The following is a 21,408-nucleotide window of genomic DNA, read 5'->3' as shown; positions in this document are numbered from 1 at the left end:
TCTATAATTCACTGTTGAATATTATCTCGTTGTAAAACAAGAAACGTTATGCAAACCTCACACGACGCTGACAAAAAGATTACTGTGCAAACCCTGGATGAACTGGGGCCGCTTCCATTGAAGATCGCTCTGGGCTGCTCCGTCCTGCTGCCGGTAGCGTTCGTACTGGGACTGGTCTTCAATCACGGTTGGGATCTGTTTGCCTTCTCTTACCTGCAGAGCACATTCTTTTGCCTGAGTATTTCGCTGGGCGCGCTGTTCTTTGTGATGATTCAGCAGCTGACCCGTGCCGGCTGGAGTGTGGTCCTGCGGCGTATTTCGGAATTTCTCTCCCTCGGTGTGATTCCGATGGCTGTCCTCGTACTGCCGATCGTGCTGCTGTCCCTGACGGGCAACGATACGCTCTACAAGTGGGCCAGCGCGGAGAACGTGGCTCAAGATACTCTACTGCAGCACAAAGCCCCTTACCTGAATAATGGCTTCTTTGCGATTCGCTATGTGATCTACTTCGCTTCCTGGATCTTTCTGGCCCGGTTCTTCCTGAATAAATCACTGGCACAGGATGAATCCGGTGATCCGGAACTGACGCTGCTCATGGAGCGTCGCAGTGGTCCCGCGATCCTGCTGTATGCGTTCACGCTGACTTTTGCCGCCTTCGACTTCATCATGTCGCTGGACGCTCACTGGTTCAGTACGATCTTCGGCGTCTACTACTTCGCCGCGGGTCTGGTCGGGTTCTTCAGTGTGCTGGCCATCAGCCTGGTGTTCCTGCGGAGTAAAGGGTTGCTCCAGGAACCTGTCACCGTCGAACACCTGCACGATGTCGGTAAACTGCTGTTTGCCTTCAACTGCTTCTGGGCTTACATCGCGATTTCCCAGTACCTGTTGATCTGGTATGCGAATATTCCTGAAGAAACCACCTTCTTCCTGCCCCGTCAGACAAATGGCTGGGGAACAGTATCACTGATGCTGGTCATCGGACACTTTGCGATTCCTTTTGTCTTCTTCATGTCACGCTGGATGAAGCGGAACCCCAAGACTCTCTGTTTCTGGGCCGTTTATCTGCTGATCATGAACTGGGTTGATATCTTCTGGCTCGTGATGCCTAACCTGGCCTTTGATGGCATGGATCCGGCAGTCTCGTTCCCGATGATCCTGATCAACGTCTGTTGTACAATTGGAGTCGGCGGAATCTTTGTGGCGACCATTCTGAAGCTGTCCGCTGGCAAATCAATCATGCCGGTTCGTGACCCGCGTCTGGAAGAATCGCTCGAGTTTCATAACATTTAAACATCGCCTGGTTACTCAGATCAGCCACTTTTAGGATAAGAGATAAAATTATGTCGAGTCATAAAGCAGCCTATGATGACCTCGATACGACGATGATCGCATTTGTCGGCGTCGTTGGAACCATCATTACCTTTTTCACGGTATTCGCTGTCGCCGCTTTGAGCTACTCGTTCGAGAAATCGGAAACGGAAGTCAAAGTCATCGAGGTGCCGGAAGTGACTTCGGACAGCGTCCTGGCAAACCAGGCCGCAGCCTTGTCGGAATACCGCTGGATTGATCAGGATAAGAATATTGCAGCCGTGCCCATTGATCGGGCTATGGAGTTCGTGGTTCAGGAGGAACAAGAGAAACAAAAGAAAAACAAAAACAAATCGCCATGAAACCGTTGCACACCTCCATCCTGATCCTCTTTGTCTGGGGACTGAGTGTCCTGCCAGTACAGGCGGACCGGATGGAAAAAGCTCCTAAAAGTATCGAGAAACTGGACGTCATTGAGCACCTGGATACTCAATTACCCCTGGATCTCAAATTTCAGGATAGTTCCGGGAAACCGGTAACCCTGGGCGACTACTTTAAAAAAGACCGTCCGGTTATCCTCTCGCTGAATTATTCCAACTGTCCCATGTTGTGTTCTCTGCAACTGACGGCACTGGTTCGGGGGCTGAAGGAGCTGGAGTGGTCTGCGGATGAGCAATATGATTTTGTTTCGGTGAGTATCGATCCCAAAGAGACTTACCAGAGAGCCAACCTGACCAAACAGAAATACTTTAAAGAATACGATCGTGCGGGAACTGCCGGAGGCTGGCATTTTCTGTGCGGTCGGCAAGAGTCCATCGATAAATTAGCGGATGCGATGGGAGTCCAATATCAGTATGTGGCGGAACGCCAGGAATATGCCCATCCGGCAGTCCTGCTGGTCTGCACTCCCGATGGACGCGTTTCCCGTTACTTATACGGAATTAATTTTCCGAAACAGACCCTGAAACTGGCGCTGGTGGAAGCGTCAGAAGGTAAAATCGGTTCCACCGTTGATCGTTTTTTACTGTTCTGTTTTCATTACGATGCAGACAGTGGTCGGTATGCTCCGACCGCAAGGAATATCATGAAAATCGGCGGCTTTGCCACCGTCTTCATTCTGACTGTCGTTCTGATTCCCTACTGGAGGGGACGTAAAGGCAGACAGGCACTTGAGACAGGCGATGCCCAGACTCACGAGGTTCCACAGGAGACGAGGCACTTCTCGACTCCCGAAAAATAGCGATATTGTGATTTAATCAGTTCTGGTTAATACCTGAAATTATTTAACACTCAACAGTTGATTGTGTGAATGCAGATGAAACTATTCATCCCTAACATGTTAGCAAACGCCGATGCCGGGTTCTGGTTCCCGCCGCAAGGTTCAACAGTGGCAGAACACAGCGATTCTGTCTACTTCTTCATTCTGTATGTCTGTACGTTTTTCTTCGTACTGATTGTCAGTCTGATGGTGCTGTTTATGGTCAAATACCGCCATCGACCTGGTGTCGAAGCCGAAAAGACCAGCACACACAATCTGACGCTGGAACTTTCCTGGTCCGTGATCCCGACACTGCTCACCATTGTGATGTTCTGGGTTGGCTTCACCGGCTACATCGATATGCGGACGCCTCCCAGTGACTCTTACGATATCAATGTGATTGCCAAGAAGTGGTCCTGGGCCTTCCAGTATCCCAATGGCTGGATCGAAAGCGAACTGCACATTCCCAAAGGGGAAAACGTCACGCTGACCATGGCTTCCGACGACGTGATCCACAGTCTGTGGGTTCCCGCCTTCCGGACCAAAATGGATGTCGTTCCCGGGCGTTACACCCAGGAATGGTTCAAAGCCACGCGTGCCGGTGAATACCCGCTGATGTGTGCCGAATACTGTGGTCAGAAACACTCTAACATGATCAGCAAAGTAATCGTGCACGAAACCCGTGGCGACTTCGACAAGTGGCTGCAGCAGGCTTCTGACATTCATAAAAACAAATCACCTGTCGAAGCGGGTGAATATTTCTACAAAAGTCGTGGTTGCATCCAGTGTCACTCGCTGGACGGTACACCTAAGAATGGACCGAGCTTTAAAGGTCTGTACGGCAAGGATGAGAAGATGACTGATGGTTCCACGGTCAAAGTAGATGATAATTATCTGCGTGAGTCCATTCTGGAACCTCAGGCCTCAATCGTTGCCGGTTTCAGACCGATCATGCCGACCTTTAAGGGGCAGCTGACCGATCAGGACATTTCAGCGATTATTGCCTTTATCAAAGCTCAGAAGTAGAACGGGCGACAGACGTCGCTGATAAAATAAATCAAAGTGAGAACCTGGTTCTCGATTGTGTTTCCGGATCGCCGATCCGACATTATTTGAAATCATTCAGGAGGCTGGAAGATGGCAACTGTAGTTGACTCCTCCGATCCAAAATCAAATTTCCCGATTCAATACCGTGAATTGAATTATCTGAACTGTTCCAGTGGCTGGAAGAGCTGGTTCTTCACACTCGATCATAAACGCATTGGTATCATGTACCTGATCGGGGTGACCTGCTCATTCTTCCTGGGGGGCCTGTTCGCAGTTCTGCTGCGTACGGAGCTGCTCTCACCTGAGCGCGTTCTGATGGGACCCGATTCCTACAACCAGATGTTTACCCTGCACGGGGCGATCATGACCTTCCTGGTGATTATCCCCGGGGTTCCGGCGGCGATCGGGAATATCATCCTGCCGGTGATGCTGGGGGCCAAAGATGTGGCCTTCCCCCGCATGAACCTGGGCAGCTTTTACCTCTGGATGTTCGGGGCCGCCTTCTTCCTCGCAGCGATCGTGCTGGGTGGACTGGATACCGGCTGGACCTTCTATACACCTTACAGTGTCACCACCAGTACCGCGGTGATCACGGCCCTGCTGGGGGTCTTCATTCTGGGTTTCAGTTCGATCTTTACCGGGCTGAACTTCATCGTGACGATTCACACGATGCGTCCTCCCGGAATGACCTGGTTCAAAATGCCTCTGTTCCTCTGGGCTCTGTATGCAACCGCACTGATTCAGATTCTGGCAACTCCCGTTCTGGGGATCACTGGTCTGTTGCTCATCGTCGAGCGGGCTTTCCATATCGGGATTTTCGATCCGGCACTCGGGGGTGACCCTGTGCTGTTCCAGCACTTCTTCTGGTTCTATTCGCACCCTGCTGTGTACGTGATGATTCTGCCGGCCATGGGTGTGGTCAGTGAAGTGATCGCCGTTCACAGCCGCAAGCACATCTTCGGATATCGGTTCATCGCCTACAGTAGTATCGCGATCGCGATGTTCGGCTTCCTGGTCTGGGGACACCACATGTTTGTCTCCGGTCAATCCCGCGTCGTGGCTGTGATCTTCAGTGCGATTACCTTCAGTGTGTCGATTCCCTCGGCGATCAAGGTCTTCAACTGGCTGACTACGATGTATAAAGGTTCGATTCGCTTTACCACCGCGATGTGCTACGGTCTGGCGTTTATCTTTATCTTCTCCATCGGTGGTCTGACCGGGCTCTTCCTGGCAACACTCGCCACCGACGTCCACCTGCACGATACCTACTTCGTGGTGGCTCACTTCCACTACGTGATGATGGGGTCTTCATTGGTCGGTCTGTTTGCTGCTGTTCACCACTGGTGGCCTAAAATCAGCGGTAAGATGTTCAGCGAGACCTGGGGACGGATTGCCTGCCTGGGAGTCTTCCTGGGCTTCAACCTGACCTTCTTCCCGCAGTTCCTGCTGGGAACTCGGGGCATGCCTCGCCGATACTACACCTACCTGGAAGAATTCCAGGGACTGCACATCATGTCTACCTGTGGTGCCTACCTGCTGGGACTGAGTTCCGCCCTGATGGCTGCCACCCTGATTTACTCGGTGTACCGTGGCAAGAAAGCACCAGCGAATCCCTGGGGAGGTGCTTCCCTGGAATGGCAGTGCTCTTCACCACCACCACATAATAACTTCGATCATCCTCCCCTGGCCGGCGATCCCTACGTAATGGAATCCGTGGTTTACAACGAGGAAATCGGAGGATACGTTCCCGTTGAATGTCAGGGGGATAACAAGCAATCTGTGACCGCATCAGGAGATAAAGAAGCTTAATGAATACCGCGGCCACCACCACAACAGACGAACATTCAGACGCCCACGATCATGAGCACCATGATCCCCGGCTGGCGCATCACTTCGACTCGCATCAGCAGCAGTTCGATACCGGTAAACTGGGTATCTGGCTGTTCCTGGTCACTGAAGTGCTGTTCTTCAGCGGTCTGTTCGGCTTCTATGCCGTCTATCGTTCACTGCACCCTGAAGTCTTTGTCTATGCCAGCCAGTTCCTGGATACGACCCTCGGCGCAGCTAATACCATCGTACTGCTCTTCAGCAGTCTGACCATGGCCTGGGGCGTGCGTTGTGCCCAGCTGGGACAGACACGCGGATTGCTGACCTGTCTGGTGATCACCCTGGGTTGTGCAGCGATCTTCCTGGGTGTCAAATCGTTTGAATACACTGAGAAAGCACACCACGGTCTGCTCTGGGCCGGTGCTTACGTCAGCCCGGAACACCACGGCGAGGAGCACGTCGATCCGGAAAAGGCTCCCGGAGCTGCAGCGGCAGCTGCCCTCGAAGCCGAAGCCATCGAAGCTGAAAAAGAGGAAGCACACACTGAAGAAAGTCACAACGAAGGTGACACGCTCTTCGAAAAAACCAAGGCCACACTGTCTTACATGACCCTCGTTCTCTGGGTGGTTATCGTACTCTCTGGTGTTGCCTTTGGAGCACTCATTAAAAATCCGAATAAGAAAAATCTGGCGACCATCGCCGGTTGTTTCCTGGTCTCTGCGGTCGGAATGCAGCTCGGTGCTTATGCCAGCATCGGCTACCATGCCTTCGGTCATCATGAGGAGCCCACCAAACAGGAAATCCAGATGGCAGAAACTGCTCCCATTGAATATGCCGAGCAGACTGAGAAAGTGCCTGAGCCCAAACTGGCCGGTACCTTCTTCAGTGTTTACTTCTGCATGACCGGCTTGCACGCCATCCATATTATCGGTGGTATGATCGCCATCAGCTGGTTGATTGTGCGGACGGTTAACGGTGCCTTCACAACATACTACTTTGGTGCAGTCGATTTCGTCGGTCTGTACTGGCACCTGGTCGACCTCATCTGGATCTACCTGTTCCCGCTGTTGTACCTGATCAACTAGCGTCATTGATATTCCAAGTAATTCCTCAAGGAGTGGTTCGCCACTCCGAAGTGAAACAGATAAAGAGACGAAAGAATTCATCATGTCAGATCATGTTGAAAGTGATGCTCACGCAGAAGAGGCTCAGAGCTGCCACGTACACATCGTTCCGGTAAAAGTGCTGGTCGGTGTCTTCCTGGCCCTGGTGTTTCTGACCATCGTGACCGTAGAAGCCGCCAAGTACGATACCGGCAGCGTGGATGTGATTGTCTCCATGGCGATCGCGACAGCGAAGGCATCCCTGGTGGTCTTCATCTTTATGCACCTCTGGTACGATAAACCATTGAACCGCATCACCTTCTTCTTCTCGATCTGTTTTGCGGCCTTCTTCCTCTGCATGATCCTCCTCGACTCGCACGCGTACGATCATTACGTGAAAGGGTTCCAGGAAGATAACGCGCCTGTAGCAGCAGAAGCACCGGCTGCACCCGCGCCCGCTGCCCCGGCTGGCGAGCAGGCTGCACCAGCGGCAGCCCCTGAAGCAGCCGAAAAAAAGGCAGCTCCCGAGGCGAAGGCTGAGAAAGCTCCTGAAGCAGAGTCGAAACCGGCTCCTGAAAAGCCAGCCGCTGATAAGAAGTAATCTTGAATTTGCCCGGGCTGTGACAGAAAATAGAACTGAGCCACAGGAGGCTCAGTTCTGATATTCCACGTTTCGTTTTTCGCTTTCAGTGCGATGGCAGGTCAGCATGCCTACTTACCGGAGCCGCTCTATTCGTGATCGTTGCGCGATGTTGTTCACATCCCGCGACCGACTCAGTCAGCGGGATTTCGGACTGGCCATCTTCCTCTTCAGTATCGCGGTTCTATTCGTCGGAGGGTTGCTGGCGTACGTGGTTGTACGCACCAGTATGGCTCAGACATCCCAGCCCATCAATCTGGTGATCCCTCCGATTCTCTGGTTGAGCACCGCGCTGCTGATTCTGGGCAGTATCACCATTCACCGCTCACTGTATTACGTCCGGCTGGAAAAGCAGCAGCAGTTTCGTAACTGCCTGAACCTCACCTTCCTGCTCGGCGGCGCTTTCTTTGTGATTCAGACCCTGGGGCTGATGAACGTCTTAAGCCAGCACGGAGAACTGCTGCTCTCACTCGACCCGGCTCAGGATTCATATCGCTACCTCAGCAGCTACGGCATGCTGTTCGCCTTTGTGCTGCTGCACGCGGTGCATTTCATCGTGGCCTTTGGTGTCCTCGGTTATGTAATTTACAAAGCCTATCTCTATGAGTACGACCATGAGTATCACTGGGGCGTCCATGCCTGCTCTGTCGTCTGGCATTTTCTGGGCGTGATCTGGATCTGTATGCTGCTGCTGTTCTGCTTCGTGGGCTAAGTGGTTTCAAAACCATGTTTTAAAGTCAGATCAGAACTGCAACGCTCGTCTCATTGGCTGCTGGTGATCATCACCGTTGTTTCTATGAAAGAAATGCAGCGATCTGTGCAGGGAGACAGTGAACCGCTATTTCCAGAGCCCTGCAGGATCTATTAAAATGAGACCCCTGATTACCGCTGGCTGGATCTCGGGTTCAGCTGAATTCACTGTCTTCTGTTGTAAGTTGCGATGCACCAATCATCCCTTCAAACCGATTCCAGCACAGAAGAGGTTCCCGAGCGAACCAGTCTGATGCGGATGGTGGTGGAGTCTGTGGTCGCACTCGCAATTGCGGTGATTCTCTTCCGGACCTTCGAAGCGGAAGGTTATATGATCTCAACGGGCTCAATGGCCCCGTCGCTATTGGGTTATCACAAACAGGTGACTTGCCCCCGCTGTGATTATTCGTTTACTTACGGAGTCGCCTACGACGAATCGGTTTCCTCGAACCGTTTCCAGGGAGCTTCCGGAGAGGCTGATGTCAACGCGGGTGTGGGCGAGTACGCGACGTGTCCCAACTGCAATACGAATTCCATCGATCTGACCCACGTGCCCCGCAACGAAGGTGATCAGCTGCTGGTCTTCAAACACGCCTACTATCTCAAACCACCCCGCCGCTGGGAGGTCGTGGTGTTTCAGAATCCGATCAAACCTACCCAGGCTTATGTCAAACGGATTGTGGGACTGCCCGGAGAAAAGGTGCAGGTCAAGCAGGGGGATCTCTACGTCAACGGTGAGATACAGCGGAAAGAATTGAAAACGCAACGCGCGGTGCGGCAGCTCGTTTATGACAATCGCTATCAACCCCGGGATGACGACTTTTTCCAGCCCCGTTTCATTCCCATGGAACAGGAAGACGGTGCCGGCGGGCAAAGCAACCACTGGTCGCCTCGCGAGCGCGGCTTTGTGCATACCGCCGATCAGGACAATCCCCTCGCGGAATCACACTGGTCGTGGGTGAAATACCAGCACTGGATCCGGCAGGGGGGGCACCACGAAACAAGCGTCCCACTGGAAGCCTGGCCGGCAGAAGTGGATCCGCCGGAACCGGTGATCGGCGCGGTGCACTACGATGAACAGAAACAGCAGCTCACCTGTCATGGGGCGCTCTCCCCCGATGACTGCCAGCGGTGGTTAAACCAGTCCGAGGATGAAGAGTTCCGTTACGCGCTGGCACTGTTGTATGAGAAATCGCATGTGGCTCCGGTCGTCGATGATTACGCTTACAATTCGGGCGTGGAGAATCAGAAAGCGATTCCCGTGCATGATTTTATGTTTGAGTGTCAGCTGCAGGTCTCCGGAAGGGAAGGGGTCTTCGCGGTCGAAATGCAGAACGGACAGCATCAGTTTCGTACGCTGATTGACTTTGCCCAGCAGCAGGTGTCACTCTGGGTCGACGACCAGCGGCAGCCACTCCGCAGCGAACCCCTGCATGACGCGTTCCGGTCCGGCCCCGTGCGGCTCGAGATGTCCGTCATGGATCGACAGGTTCTGTGTGCCGTCGATGGAAAGCTGCTCTATCAGCCGCTGCTCTTCTCGGAGAGTAGCACCCCGCGGAAGGAGATCCGCGAACCGGTTCGCTTTGGCTGTCAGGGAGCGCGAGTCCAGGTGGCGGACCTGAAATTATTTCGCGATATTCACTACACCCGCGGCAAGGGATTACACGGCGTGGAGGAGCCCTACGAACTCGACGAACGCAGCTATTTCGTACTGGGAGATAACAGCCCGGTATCGTTGGACAGTCGGAGCTGGGCGGATGGCAAAGTGGATCGCAAGTACCTGCTGGGTAAGCCTTTTCTGGTGCATCTCCCCTCCCGGCAGGGGGAAGTCAAATTCGGGAATCATATCGGACACATCCGCATTCCAGATTTCTCCCGGATTCGCTATATTCACTGATCAGGGGTTGCTTTTCTTTATGATCATTTTTTGTCTCAATTGAAGAAAAACGCCCATAAACCAGCGCGAACGGCGAATAATGGGAACTGGCGAATCAAGCTGGTTCCGCTTTCGCATGCGATAAATTAACAGGTTGGCATTGATGACCAAAAAAATCGAGAAATCAAAGCTGAAATCGTTTCTTGCAGAACGGGCTGAAAAAAAACAGACTGAGTCCGAAACGCCTCGTTCCCGCCATAATGAAGTCCGCGATACGATCGAATCGATCATCATTGCGCTGGTGTTCGCTTTTGTTTTCCGGGCTTACTCGGCAGAGGCGTTCGTCATTCCCACCGGTTCCATGGCTCCCACACTCTACGGTCGGCACAAAGAGCTGACCTGTCCTTCCTGTGGCGTCAAATATGCCGTCGGTGCCAGCGATGAACTGATTGAAAAGACAGAGTATTACCGCCCCGATTTAAAAGTGACCGGCGCGCTCTGTCCCAACTGCCGCTACTATGCTGATCTGCGGGAGGCGATGCCGTTTACCGGGGATCGGATTATCGTTAATAAATTCCCCTTTGAATTCGGCGATCCCAAACGCTGGGATGTGATCGTCTTCAAGTATCCGGAGGCGTCGCAGACCAATTACATTAAACGTCTGGTCGGACTGCCTGGCGAGGAAATCCAGATTTCCCGCGGCGATGTCTACGCTCGTAAAAGCGATCAGGAACCGTTTCAGATTCTCCGTAAAGACAACCTGGAAAAACAGCTGACGGTTCAGCAACTGGTCTATGACGATGATTATCCGCCCCGTGAAATTCTGCAGTATGGCTGGCCCGAACGCTGGTCTCCCATGCAGCAGGTGGCCGCCGGCGAGACGAAGTTCCAGGGGCTGACCAAGTCCAGTTGGGTGATCGATCAGGAATCGCGAGCCTATCAGTATCAGGGTGAATCCCTCAAGCAGGCTGACGCCAAACTGGAATGGCTGCGCTACCAGCACGTGGTACCGCAGACATCAGAGTGGGCTCTGCTTCAGGAAAACCCGGAACTGTTTCAGCAGTCGATCTTGTCCTCGCCTCCCCGGCCCCGGCTGATCAGTGATTTTACTGCCTACAACAGCTATACCGGGGGTACCACCGAGGGATATTACATCTACGACGCGGCCTTCTGGGTCGGTGATCTCACACTCAGTTTCGATGTAGAGATCGAGAACGCCGAAGGAGAACTGTTCGTGGAGCTGATGCGCGGCGATCGGCATTACCGCGTCAAATTTGACGTAAAGACCGGCAAAGCGACCCTCTACTACGTGGAAGATTATCCGAACCCCGAACCGGTAGAGACCGAATTAACGACCGTCGAAACCTCATTGCAGGGAGCGGGCGCTCATCAGATCATGTTTGCGAACGTCGATCAGCGGCTCTGTCTCTGGATCGACGGGGATCTGGTAGAACTGCAGGGTAAGACCGAATACAAGCCGACAGCGACGCACGATCCGCGGGAAGGCGACCTGGCACCAGCAGGAATCGCGGGCCGGGGGCTCAATTTCAACGTCTCCCATCTGCTGCTGCAACGGGACATCTACTACCGTGCGGACGAGTATTATCAGAAGCTGGAAATTCCCGGCGAGCATAAACATCTCTGGGAACTGCTCTACGATCCGGCTGCCTGGAGTCGTGAGTATGAAGATCATCACCAGAAAGTCACGTTTGCACAGATGTCTGATGAAGAGTTCTTCGTGCTCGGCGATAACTCCGCCCGCAGTGCTGACAGTCGCCTGTGGGGCAATGACCGGGGGGCAGAACGTCGTCACGCCGTCCCGCGTACTGCCCTGGTCGGGAAAGCCTTCATGATTTACTGGCCGCATGGAATTCCGTTTATGAATGATGGTCGCGGCTACTCACCCGATGTGGGACCGCTCAAGCGGTTTTTCTATCATCAGACGGCTCCCGGATCTTATCCCAAGGACCCGTATGCCAAGCTGTCATTCCCCTTTTACCCCAATTTTTCCCGCATGAAACGCATTCGCTGAAGCCGGGGAATTCCGCTGAAAATCACTATTCAGCCAGATCCCCGAATGTAGTAAAATCCGCGTTCGTTAGTTTTCGAGTTGCAGTTTCGTCAAGGAGGACGGCTACGATGCCATTGCTGGAATGCGTCGGTCTGGTCAAGGATTATCCGGGTAAACGGGCCGTCGACGGCGTCGATTTTTTCGTGGAACGGGGTGAAATCGTCGGTCTGCTGGGACCCAACGGGGCCGGTAAGACGACCACCTTCCGCATGGCTTGCGGAATGGTTGCTCCTACGAAAGGCCGTGTCTACCTGGAAGATACCGATGTCACCTCCTGGCCCATGTACAAACGGGCGCGGAAGGGCATGGGGTACCTGCCTCAGGATGAGAGTGTCTTCGTCAAACTCTCGATTGAAGACAACATCTACGCCATCCTGGAGTTCCTCGACTTGAATCGCCGTCAGCGACGCGAGACTGTCGATCGACTGCTGGATCAGTTCGGATTGACCGCTAAGCGGAAGCAGATCGCTTCGACCCTCTCCGGGGGGGAACGCCGGCGTCTGGAAATTGCCCGCTGCCTGGCAAGCTCTCCGGAACTGATTCTGCTGGACGAACCTTTCACCGGGATTGACCCGGTTACGATTCATGATATTCAGGATATCATTGCCGACCTGCGTGACAGTGGGATTTCAATTCTGTTGACGGACCACCGTGAACGTGAGACGCTGACCATTACTGACCGCAGCTATATCATCAGCGCGGGACAGGTACTCGTCAGTGGGGACGCGGAAACCGTGCTCAGCGACGAATCAGCCCAGGCGCTGTACTTCGGTAAGCGGTTCGACAAGGGCTCGATTATTGAAGGTCGCGAAGCCTTTGGAACCCGCGGATTTGAACGAGATGCTGCCTGAGAGCCTCTCAGAGAGGCTTCAGGCTTCTTCGTGATAACGACCCGGCTGCCAGCGGATAGCAGCACGACCGATGCACATGGCGTCTGTCAGGCGATCCATACAGATTCCGGCGGCGGGTAACAGAATCAGGTCGCCGGGAGCGGCCGGTTCATATCCGTTCTGGCTGACAACCTGCTCCAGACGCGCCAGGATCGTGGGGATTGTCGACGAGATGGAATTGCCGTAGTTGGGCAGATTGTTCAGGAAGTCGGCTTCGATTGGTACCTGCTTTGCGGCCGCAATCATGGCTTTGAGCAGCTTGCCACTGGGCTGATGCGGGGCAATCAGGATCCGGCCGGGTTCGTCGGCGACTTCGTGATATGATTTCAGGCAGGCATTCAACATGAAGTCAACGCCATTCAGGAATACCGATTCCCCGTCCATGTGCATCACAAGCTTATGCTCGGGCTGACCACGGAAATCGAACATGTCGCCTTGTTCGGTCCAGAACAGAGGGACGTCGGGTTTACGGCGTTCTTCAGGAATGATTTCGACCGCGGTCTCTACGTGCAGCAGTTCGTGTCCCGGTCCACGCCAGAGGGTAGTGCCGGTCGCACCGGCGGAAACAATGCCGCAGAATGCTTTGTCAGACGAATCGTGCCAGTGCTCGGGGGTTTCGACCGTGAGCAGCGGAATATGCACCCGTTCGGGGAGTTCCTGCAGCAGTTGTGCGGCCCGGTTCAGGAGCTGCACAAAGCCGACACAGCCATAGTTGAAGGGGATGAAGCGTTCTGTGGGAACACCGAGCTTTTCAGAAAGCTGATCACAGAGCTGACGGGCTGACTGGTTATTAGTGTGTGAATGACAGAGCAGAATGGCCGGACAGTCGTTCCAGTCAAAGCCGACGCGGAACTGGAGTTTCTCTGCAATCGCGACCGCAATGTCCAGTGGACAGAGATCGGGCTGCAGCAGGCGGCGCGTCTCGATACCCGTAGAACGGCTAATGGCTTTCACGCTGGAAAACCCGGCCGTTACGCCCTGGTGAGAAAGGGTGTAGACACTTTCATTATCCAGTAATTCAAACAGATCCGCGTGATCTGCCAGATCTACAATATCTGTAAGTGCTAGTCCATTAATCTGCATAAAGTAATCCCAACCTAACTATTGCAGAAAGGGAATCCATAACCCCGCAATCGTCTGAGTATGCTCAACAATAGTTGAAAGTGCAATTGTATCTATAGAATTGAAGATGTTTTTTTAAGAAGTCGAAATCGCTTTTTGGCGGGTCAACCTGACTTGATATGTCACCCAGTGCCAGAGTGTTCACAGATTCCAGGAAAGCACTGCCAGCAACGTCATCAAGGCCCCCATGATGATGATTGCTGTAAAGAAAAAACGTATCGAACGTTTAATGATAATTTCAGGAATCTCGTAACGGGTCGCATTATAAACCAGACTGATCACCGCCAACAGGGGAATCAGGTAAACTATCGCATTAACCTGGTTCGCGAACAGAAGTGAAACAGACATGTCGATGTGCCTTTTCTGGTTTATGTTAAAATGGTGGAATTGGAGCGAGTGGGTGTTTATGTTGTCGCAGGTGAAGGCTCTTTGTCGGAGGAGGGCTTTTCTTCCTCCTCGTCTCCCCGGCCGTAGGCGGGGCCTTCAAACGCGTCCCAGATCGCCAGCAGATTCAGGAGACCCGCGATCCAGGTAAACACGACGGCAAACTCATACCGTTTTCCCAGCTCTTTATTGATGTCATCCAGCTCACTTTCACTGAGGGGCATCTCGAACCAGTTCAGGAAAGGTCGTGGAATGCTCCCTTCGATGTGTCCGGTGTCGGTCCGCTGTCCCCCCTCTTTGCGGATGACCGCACATTCCAGGGCTCTGCGCTGATTTCCTCCCAGAGGCAGCCCGATTCCGATCGGATCCGCCAGTTCCAGGGGTTCAATCGGTTTTCCGTCCAGGGTGCCTTCAAATGTTCCTCTGACCTCTGGTCCGAACTCACCATCGATGGATTTCAACCGGATGGTACCCTCCAGCGCACCGCTGATGGTTTTTCCGTCATTGCCTCGATCCAGCAGCGTTCCCTCGAAAGCAGCTTCCAGTGGCAGATCCATCTGATAAGGCTGCGACTGAAAATAGCCTGCATCCAGATCGTTGCGGGCCAGGTTGCCTGGCGACGCCTGTTTATGGAACCGGGAGTTCTGTACCAGTGCGGGCAGGGCCGGCAGACCGACGCCAACCTGGGCAAAGTAACCCAGATTCCGCTTCCCCTGCCAGGACTGATAATAGACCGTTTTCCAGTCGCCCAGTGCCATTCCGCAGAAGAACGTGCTCAGAATACAGAAGCAGTAAATCGCTCCTTTGAAGGTGCGGCCCTGGTAAAAGTGACCTGCTCCTGGAATCAGGAACCCGAGCACTGCAGCGACAGCCGGATTTTTTAATTCAATATGATTTTGACTGTCAGCCATTCTGGGGTCCTCAGGCAGTTCCCTGGTCAAATCTGGGTTCGGGCAATTCGTTTCCGGATAGAGAATCTTAGTCTTATCTGGAGGAAATCAGAAGAGCGCTCTGAATGCATCCTCGTCTGGATTCTGTCTCAGGCGGGACTTTGTAGTGTATCTGATCCGGATAAACAGGACCAGAGCAACCTCAAGTCATTATTTTGAAATGAGTTGAGGCATCTGGTCCTGACGGGGTTCTGGCCCGGAATCCCTGCCGGATTTACTGTGCACCCTCGGCCCGATTGGACCACCAGGGCAGGCTGATTCCACCATCAATCGTGGTGGTACCGCCGGTCATGTAATCGGCATCGGGACTGGAGAGGAAGGTCACCAGTTTGCCGACTTCATTCGGGGTTCCCAGTCGTTTCCAGGGGATGTTTTCCGCACCGGCCTGCAACTGCTCATCGGTAAAGAACTTCCGCTCACCGGGAGTATCAATCCAGCCGGGATGAACGGTATTCACACGGATGCGATGCTGCGCGAATTCGATGGCAGCGGTACGCGCCATGTGGTCGATGGCGGCTTTCGCCATGTTGTAAGCGGCTGAGGTCGGAATCGCGATGACCGCATGCGGAGAACTGATGACGACAATAGAGCCACCCGAACCCTGTTTGGTCATCTGGGCGGCAGCCGCCCGAACGCCGAAGAAGGCACCCCACATGGTCACATCGATGGTTCGTTTGAAACCTTCCATGTCGGCTTCCAGGATCAGTTCCCGATCGCTGTAGGCAGAGTTGGAAACGAACAGATCGAGGCTGCCGAATTCTTCAACAGTCTTGGCCACAGCGGCTTCGACCGAGGCCTGATCAGAGACATCAGCCTGGACAGTGATGGCTTTCACGCCGTAAGAGCGGGCTTCTTCAGCTGCTTCTTCCGCTTCTTCGGGATGGGAGCGATAATTGATCGCCACATTGGCGCCTGCTTTGGCCATTTCAATCGCACATCCTCGACCGATGCCCCGAGAGGCGCCCGTCACGAGCGCATTTCGCCCTTCCAGTTTCATTGTGATCTTTTCCTTCGTGTTGATTGTCTCTAACAGGATAATGATGCCGGTAATCTGTATCAGCAGCACCGACAGTCTGAGTTATAGCGACCGGGGACTCCGGTGGGAAGCCGCAGACCGGCTCTGAGAATGCCCCCGTAAATGGTGTATTTTCGGGAGCCTTTCACCGGAATTCGCTTAACCGATCCATGCGAGCCGCAGGTTGCTGTACTATCAATGTAAACGAGCGGCGTCCCAAAACAAAGAAAACCGAGGAGCAATCTCTGCTCCTCGGCGAAATCTTTATCTGGATTACTCTGGATCGAGGCGGGGGGGTAAGCCCCGGCTAGAGACTCAATCAGGCAGAGAAGCTGCTACCACATCCGCAGGATTTGACAGCATTGGGGTTATCGAAAGTGAAACCGCGTTTGTCGAGACCTTCGTAGTAGTCTACGGTGGTACCGTCAAGGAACAGGCTGCTCTTCTTGTCGACAACGACTTTCACGCCGTGTTGTTCGGAAATGGTATCGTTTTCTTCGTTGTATTCAGCTGGTTCAACGAATTTGAAGTCGTATGAGAAACCACTGCAACCACCGGAAACGATCCCGATACGTAAGAGAGAATCTTCACTGTAATTGGAATTCTCTTTGAAACGCTTCAGTTCGTTGGAAGCATTTTCAGTAATTGTGACAGCCATGGAAAATAATCTCCAATTGAAAAAAGTCTGGTTGCTTGACCCGCGCATTGAGTTTATCGGCAAAAACAGGTCAAAAATCTGAAATTCACCACGGGTAGGAGCGAGCCTGTTTGCCGTTGTTGATCTCCTGTTATTATAGCAGGGTTTCGATCTTTTCCGAGATGCATTTTGCTCAGATCTCATCAAACAGGCGAGATTCATCTTAAATATATTTATCGCAAAGCGGGACTCCTTTCAAGTGCTGAAATTAAAGGGTTTTGGGCATCCAGACCAGACTCTGGTAGCGAGACTCTTATTCGTATATGTGGAGCAATAAGTCTGGTATTGTGTGGGGGACACTGAACATCCTCTTTTGCACTTACGATACTTCAGCGCTAAAATGTGAAGAGAAATTATCTTCTGAAACACATACTAAGGGCAGACGATATGAACACCGCGCGAGAAGTCATGCTGTTGAGTGAAATGGAACCCGGACAGATGGCGGACAGTTTTGTCCTGCTCGTCTCCCGACAGCGTTCCAACACGCGGGACGGGAAACCTTATTTTCGGGTCCAGTTCCGCGACCATGCGACAGTGGCCACCGCGATGATCTGGAGCGACACTCTCTGGTTTGAAGACTGTGAGACCAACTGGAGCGAGGGGGAGTTCTATAAAGTCCGAGCCCGCTATGACGAAAGTAAGTACGGTCCCCAACTGGACATTGACCGCATTCGTCCCGTGAATGACGAAGACGCCGAGGATGGATTTGACCCCGGCCTGTATTTCAAACGCTCCCGTTTTTCCAGCGACGAGATGTTTGCAGAGCTGACGGACATTGCTCGCGAACAGATTACCGAGGAACCCTTGCGCGATCTGGTGCTGGACATTTTGGATGAATATGCAGACCAGATCAAAGTGATCGCTGCAGCCAGCAGAAATCATCATGCGTTCACCGGCGGCTTTCTGGAACATGTGCTGTCGGTCACTCGGACTGCCTGTTATCTGGCCGACAAATACAGCGACTATTACCGGGAGATGCAACCGCCGCTGAACAAATCTCTGGTGGTAGCAGGGGCCATCCTGCACGATATCGGCAAGCTGAACGAACTCGATTACAAACCGCATGCATCCAGCTACACACCAGCGGGACGATTGATCGGCCATATCCTGCTGGGCCGCGATCTGGTACGGGAGCACGCCCGAAAATTTGAGGAACTCAGTCCCGAGACCCTGCTGCGACTGGAACATATGATCGTCTCGCATCAGAATCTGCCCGAATGGGGCTCGCCTGTCGCCCCACATACCCCGGAAGCACTGCTGGTGCATTATGCAGATGATGTGGATGCGAAGTTCCACATGATGGCCACCACGCTGGAAAATATCCTGCCCGGAAACGAAGATGCGTTTTCAGGACGCGATAATGCCCTGCGGCGGAGTATCTTTCTGGGGCTGAAAACGCCAGAATAATAGAGAATTCATTCAAGGGCTGACGGGAGTTACCCGGAGCCTGTTTAAGATCAGAGAAAAGAAAAGCGACGATGAAATTTACCAAGATGCACGGAGCCGGCAACGACTACGTCTATGTCAACTGTTTTGAAGAGTCCCTCCCTGAAGACATTGCCAGCCTGGCGATGGCGGTCAGTGACCGGCACAAAGGCATCGGATCGGACGGACTGATTCTGATCTGCCCGTCGGAAAAAGCGGATGCCCGCATGCGGATGTTTAATGCAGATGGCAGCGAGTCGGAAATGTGCGGGAACGGCGTGCGTTGTGTCGCGAAGTACGTTTACGATCATGGGATCGCGAAACAGCAGACCTTGAAGATCGAAACCGGTGCCGGTGTACTGCATCTGGACCTGGAACTGGCGGGAAGCCGCGTCAGCCAGGTGCGGGTCAACATGGGACAGCCGATTCTCAAAAGCGCCGAGATTCCCACGCTGCTCCCCGGCGATCCTCCGGTCGATGCCGACCTGGATCTGGGTGATCAGAGACTGAAGGTGACCTGTGTTTCCATGGGGAACCCGCACTGTATTACCTTCGTTGACGAGCTCAACGATCACTGGGTGCATGGGATCGGACCGAAAGTAGAAGTGCATCCGATGTTCCCCAATCGGGTCAACGCGGAATTCATCGAAGTCGTCTCGCCCTCCGAACTGAAGATGCGCGTCTGGGAGCGTGGTTCGGGCGAAACCCAGGCTTGTGGCACCGGAGCCTGTGCTTCTGCGGTAGCAGGGGTTCTGACGGGGCGGTCCGAACGGAATGTGCTTATCCACTTGCCCGGTGGTGATTTACGGCTCGAGTGGGCCGAGGCAGGAGAAGTCTATATGACCGGTCCGGCTGTCGAAGTCTACGAGGGAGTCTGGACGGGGCCTCAATAAATGGTAGCCTGTCAGGAGCAGATGGACATTTTCCGGATCTGGTCTTGCAGTAAAATAATAGAACTGATAAACCTCGGCTTCTCTCATTCTCAATAATGAATTTCAATTCCAAACCCACTGCCAGAACATCAGACAATCGGCTGTTGTCGGCGCTGCGTGAATTACATCCGGGCATGCCCATTGGATGGAAACTGCGGCTGCTGTTGATTTGCTGGAGTCTGTTTCTGATCGGCGGGTTTTGGGTTGCGATTCGAATTCAGCCGGATCCGCGAGGCTTCGGTTCACATCAACAACTCGGTTTTGCACCCTGCGTCATCAGAAATCAATTCTCAATTCCCTGTCCCAGTTGTGGGATGACAACTTCCTTTTCACATTTTGTTCGAGGTCAGTTAAGTCAGTCTGCCCAGGCCAATACGTCCGGGTTGATTCTGGCACTGGTCTGTCTGGCTATGATTCCCTGGTCCTGGATCAGCGTGTATCACAGACGGCTCTGGCTGATCTCCAATCCTGAACTGTGTCTGCTCTGGCTGATCTGTGGTCTGACTTCGATCACCGTGATGGAATGGGCTTTCAGGATGACATTTTAATACTTGCGCCGCGTCAGCGCGCGTGAGAACCCGCCTTTCAAATCAAATCAATCACAACAAATCTTAGCGGTTCATGCCAAGGATGGCTGAAATGATGCGACTGAAACAACAGATCGAAAGCAGACTCTCCACTCCCCGACGCTATTGCGTCGTGGTGATGCTGGCGCTGGTCTGTCTGGAGGCCAGCGGATGTTCTCTGGGCGTAATGGCCGGGAAATTATTCTTTGGCGATCCCCTGATTACCTGTGAATTCACCAGGCGGACCAATATCGATCTGTCGGAAGAACATAAAAAAGTACTGGTGATCTGTTCGACTCCCGAATCGATCCGTTCCGATTATCCGTCCCTGAATTACGATTTGCTGGAACAGATTACTTACGATCTGAAGCGTCGGGAAATTGTGGTTCAGGATACCGGTGAAGTCGCGACCTGGCTCGATGACAATGGCGGCGTCTGGAACGACGTGGATGAACTGGCGGAAAACTTCGAGGTCGATTACATCATTCACGTCGACATCGACGAGTTCGATTACCGCGAGCCCAACAGCCCGAACCTGCTACGTGGAAAAGCATACGGTACCGTCTCTGCCTATGAAGTGCAGGATGTCGACGGGTATCGCCGGGCACTGTCTGTCTTCGAGACCAACTATACTTCCGAGTTTCCGAGCCATATGCCGGTCTCGATTGAACAGGAATCTCCCAAAGTCTTCAGAAAGAAATACCTTGATCGCATCGCCGATCAGATTGGTCGCTTCTTCTATAACTACCATTCCAGTGAAGAAATTTACTGATCGTCACTTTCAGCCTGGTACAGGACAGCAGACCAGAACATCAATTCGGAGTTGTGAAGGATCACACGATGAACAGTTTTTCGTTGAAACAACGTATTCATAAACGGTTTTTGCAGACAGTCAGCAAGCTGGCACTGGTACTGATATTGTGTACGACGCTGTCGGGCTGCAACTATTTCATCCTGCTGGGTTATCTGATCGGGGGGCCGCCTTCGATTGAGCCGGACTTCGATGCCCAGACTTCAAAGTCACTGACCGACAAAGATGTAACCGTCGCGATCGTCTGTTATGCACCACTGGAACTGCAGTACAACTTCGACGGAATTCACAACGATCTGGCGAAGTACACCACGTTCCAGCTGCATCAGCATGGAGTGAAGATGGTCAATCCGGATCGGATTCGTGCCTGGATGGATGAGAACCCGGACTGGGACAAGCCGGAAGAGATTGGCGAAGCCTTCGATGTGACATACGTGATTCATATCGAGCTGCATAAGTACAGTCTCTACGAAGAAAACAGTTCTGACCTCTACCGTGGTCGCGCCGAAGGGATGGTCACGGTCTATGAAATGGATGAAAACGGCGAAGGCGATAAACTCTACAGCAAAGAGATCACGTCCTTCTATCCGCTCAGGGCTCCGCGGGCGACCTCGGAAGTCACGTTCTCCAAGTTCAAGAAAGAATACCTCTCGCGACTGAGCGATGAAATCGGCCGCCTGTTCTACGAGTACTACCGCGGCGACGACTTCACCCACGCGATCTGATTCGAGCTGAG

General features: G+C 53.1%; 21 protein-coding genes. 16 read left to right on the top strand and 5 right to left on the bottom strand.

Going from position 1 to position 21,408, the window contains the following annotated elements; translation table 11 throughout:
* The first annotated feature begins 48 nt into the window (after positions 1-48).
* The 11 genes from FYZ48_RS06115 to lptB all read left to right on the top strand — a co-directional run bounded on the left by FYZ48_RS06115 (position 49) and on the right by lptB (position 12,731).
* The gene (locus FYZ48_RS06115; protein WP_145443090.1) at positions 49-1,290 is read left to right on the top strand and encodes a quinol:cytochrome C oxidoreductase; all 1,242 of its coding nucleotides are present in this window, start codon (positions 49-51) and stop codon (positions 1,288-1,290) included.
* Positions 1,291-1,340: 50 nt separating this feature from the next.
* A complete protein-coding gene (locus tag FYZ48_RS06110; RefSeq protein WP_145192622.1) occupies positions 1,341-1,670 on the top strand; it encodes a hypothetical protein in 330 nt (109 codons plus the stop codon).
* Positions 1,667-2,548, top strand: coding sequence for an SCO family protein (locus FYZ48_RS06105; protein ID WP_149338468.1), 882 nt, complete (start codon positions 1,667-1,669; stop codon positions 2,546-2,548). The genes FYZ48_RS06110 and FYZ48_RS06105 overlap by 4 nt, the downstream gene beginning before the upstream one ends.
* Positions 2,549-2,644: 96 nt before the next feature.
* The gene (coxB, locus tag FYZ48_RS06100; protein WP_242022418.1) at positions 2,645-3,592 is read left to right on the top strand and encodes a cytochrome c oxidase subunit II; all 948 of its coding nucleotides are present in this window, start codon (positions 2,645-2,647) and stop codon (positions 3,590-3,592) included.
* A 111-nt stretch (positions 3,593-3,703) separates the two neighbouring features.
* Complete coding sequence (locus tag FYZ48_RS06095) at positions 3,704-5,422, top strand: cytochrome c oxidase subunit I (protein ID WP_145192613.1); 1,719 nt, start codon at positions 3,704-3,706, stop codon at positions 5,420-5,422.
* Positions 5,422-6,525 (top strand): cytochrome c oxidase subunit 3, encoded by a 1,104-nt coding sequence (locus FYZ48_RS29555; protein WP_242022417.1) that lies wholly within the window; start codon positions 5,422-5,424, stop codon positions 6,523-6,525. Before FYZ48_RS06095 ends, FYZ48_RS29555 begins: the two co-directional genes overlap by 1 nt.
* Before the next feature lie 82 nt (positions 6,526-6,607).
* Positions 6,608-7,144 carry a cytochrome C oxidase subunit IV family protein gene (locus FYZ48_RS29185; protein ID WP_187781886.1) on the top strand — a complete coding sequence of 179 codons (537 nt, stop codon included), beginning with the start codon at positions 6,608-6,610 and terminating at the stop codon, positions 7,142-7,144.
* Positions 7,145-7,292: 148 nt separating this feature from the next.
* Positions 7,293-7,895 (top strand): cytochrome c oxidase subunit 3, encoded by a 603-nt coding sequence (locus tag FYZ48_RS06070; protein ID WP_149338467.1) that lies wholly within the window; start codon positions 7,293-7,295, stop codon positions 7,893-7,895.
* 228 nt (positions 7,896-8,123) lie between these two features.
* Positions 8,124-9,830 carry a signal peptidase I gene (gene lepB / locus FYZ48_RS06065; RefSeq protein WP_149338465.1) on the top strand — a complete coding sequence of 569 codons (1,707 nt, stop codon included), beginning with the start codon at positions 8,124-8,126 and terminating at the stop codon, positions 9,828-9,830.
* Positions 9,831-9,972: 142 nt separating this feature from the next.
* Positions 9,973-11,841, top strand: coding sequence for a signal peptidase I (gene lepB, locus FYZ48_RS06060; RefSeq protein ID WP_198422180.1), 1,869 nt, complete (start codon positions 9,973-9,975; stop codon positions 11,839-11,841).
* 107 nt (positions 11,842-11,948) lie between these two features.
* Entirely contained in the window at positions 11,949-12,731 is a 783-nt protein-coding gene (lptB, locus tag FYZ48_RS06055; protein ID WP_145045079.1) for an LPS export ABC transporter ATP-binding protein, read from the top strand.
* 18 nt (positions 12,732-12,749) lie between these two features.
* On the opposite strand, the gene FYZ48_RS06050 is transcribed toward lptB, so the two are convergent.
* The 5 genes from FYZ48_RS06050 to FYZ48_RS06030 form a co-directional block, all read right to left on the bottom strand.
* The gene (locus FYZ48_RS06050) at positions 12,750-13,853 is read right to left on the bottom strand and encodes a hypothetical protein (RefSeq protein WP_145045077.1); all 1,104 of its coding nucleotides are present in this window, start codon (positions 13,851-13,853) and stop codon (positions 12,750-12,752) included.
* Positions 13,854-14,033: 180 nt separating this feature from the next.
* Positions 14,034-14,240 carry a hypothetical protein gene (locus FYZ48_RS06045; protein WP_145115004.1) on the bottom strand — a complete coding sequence of 69 codons (207 nt, stop codon included), beginning with the start codon at positions 14,238-14,240 and terminating at the stop codon, positions 14,034-14,036.
* A gap of 56 nt (positions 14,241-14,296) precedes the next feature.
* Complete coding sequence (locus tag FYZ48_RS06040) at positions 14,297-15,187, bottom strand: DUF6677 family protein (protein ID WP_149338463.1); 891 nt, start codon at positions 15,185-15,187, stop codon at positions 14,297-14,299.
* Positions 15,188-15,440: 253 nt separating this feature from the next.
* A complete protein-coding gene (locus FYZ48_RS06035) occupies positions 15,441-16,223 on the bottom strand; it encodes an SDR family NAD(P)-dependent oxidoreductase (protein ID WP_145192591.1) in 783 nt (260 codons plus the stop codon).
* 337 nt (positions 16,224-16,560) lie between these two features.
* A complete protein-coding gene (locus FYZ48_RS06030) occupies positions 16,561-16,899 on the bottom strand; it encodes a HesB/IscA family protein (RefSeq protein WP_145045069.1) in 339 nt (112 codons plus the stop codon).
* Between the two features lie 426 nt (positions 16,900-17,325).
* Here FYZ48_RS06030 and FYZ48_RS06025 point away from each other — a divergent pair, with 426 nt between their 5' ends.
* From FYZ48_RS06025 to FYZ48_RS06005, 5 genes are all read left to right on the top strand, one after another.
* Complete coding sequence (locus FYZ48_RS06025) at positions 17,326-18,345, top strand: 3'-5' exoribonuclease YhaM family protein (protein ID WP_149338461.1); 1,020 nt, start codon at positions 17,326-17,328, stop codon at positions 18,343-18,345.
* 71 nt (positions 18,346-18,416) lie between these two features.
* Complete coding sequence (dapF, locus tag FYZ48_RS06020) at positions 18,417-19,256, top strand: diaminopimelate epimerase (RefSeq protein ID WP_149338459.1); 840 nt, start codon at positions 18,417-18,419, stop codon at positions 19,254-19,256.
* Positions 19,257-19,351: 95 nt separating this feature from the next.
* Positions 19,352-19,843 (top strand): DUF2752 domain-containing protein, encoded by a 492-nt coding sequence (locus FYZ48_RS29775; RefSeq protein WP_149338457.1) that lies wholly within the window; start codon positions 19,352-19,354, stop codon positions 19,841-19,843.
* A 91-nt stretch (positions 19,844-19,934) separates the two neighbouring features.
* Positions 19,935-20,633, top strand: a complete 699-nt coding sequence (locus FYZ48_RS06010; RefSeq protein ID WP_149338455.1) for a hypothetical protein — start codon at positions 19,935-19,937, stop codon at positions 20,631-20,633.
* A 68-nt stretch (positions 20,634-20,701) separates the two neighbouring features.
* Positions 20,702-21,397: a hypothetical protein gene (locus FYZ48_RS06005; RefSeq protein WP_145045058.1), complete on the top strand. Its 696-nt coding sequence runs from the start codon at positions 20,702-20,704 to the stop codon at positions 21,395-21,397.
* The last annotated feature ends 11 nt before the right edge of the window (positions 21,398-21,408 follow it).

Source organism: Gimesia chilikensis (assembly GCF_008329715.1).
Taxonomy (GTDB): domain Bacteria; phylum Planctomycetota; class Planctomycetia; order Planctomycetales; family Planctomycetaceae; genus Gimesia; species Gimesia chilikensis.
Note: the sequence above shows the minus strand (reverse complement) of the source record. Positions and strands in the feature narration are given on the sequence as shown.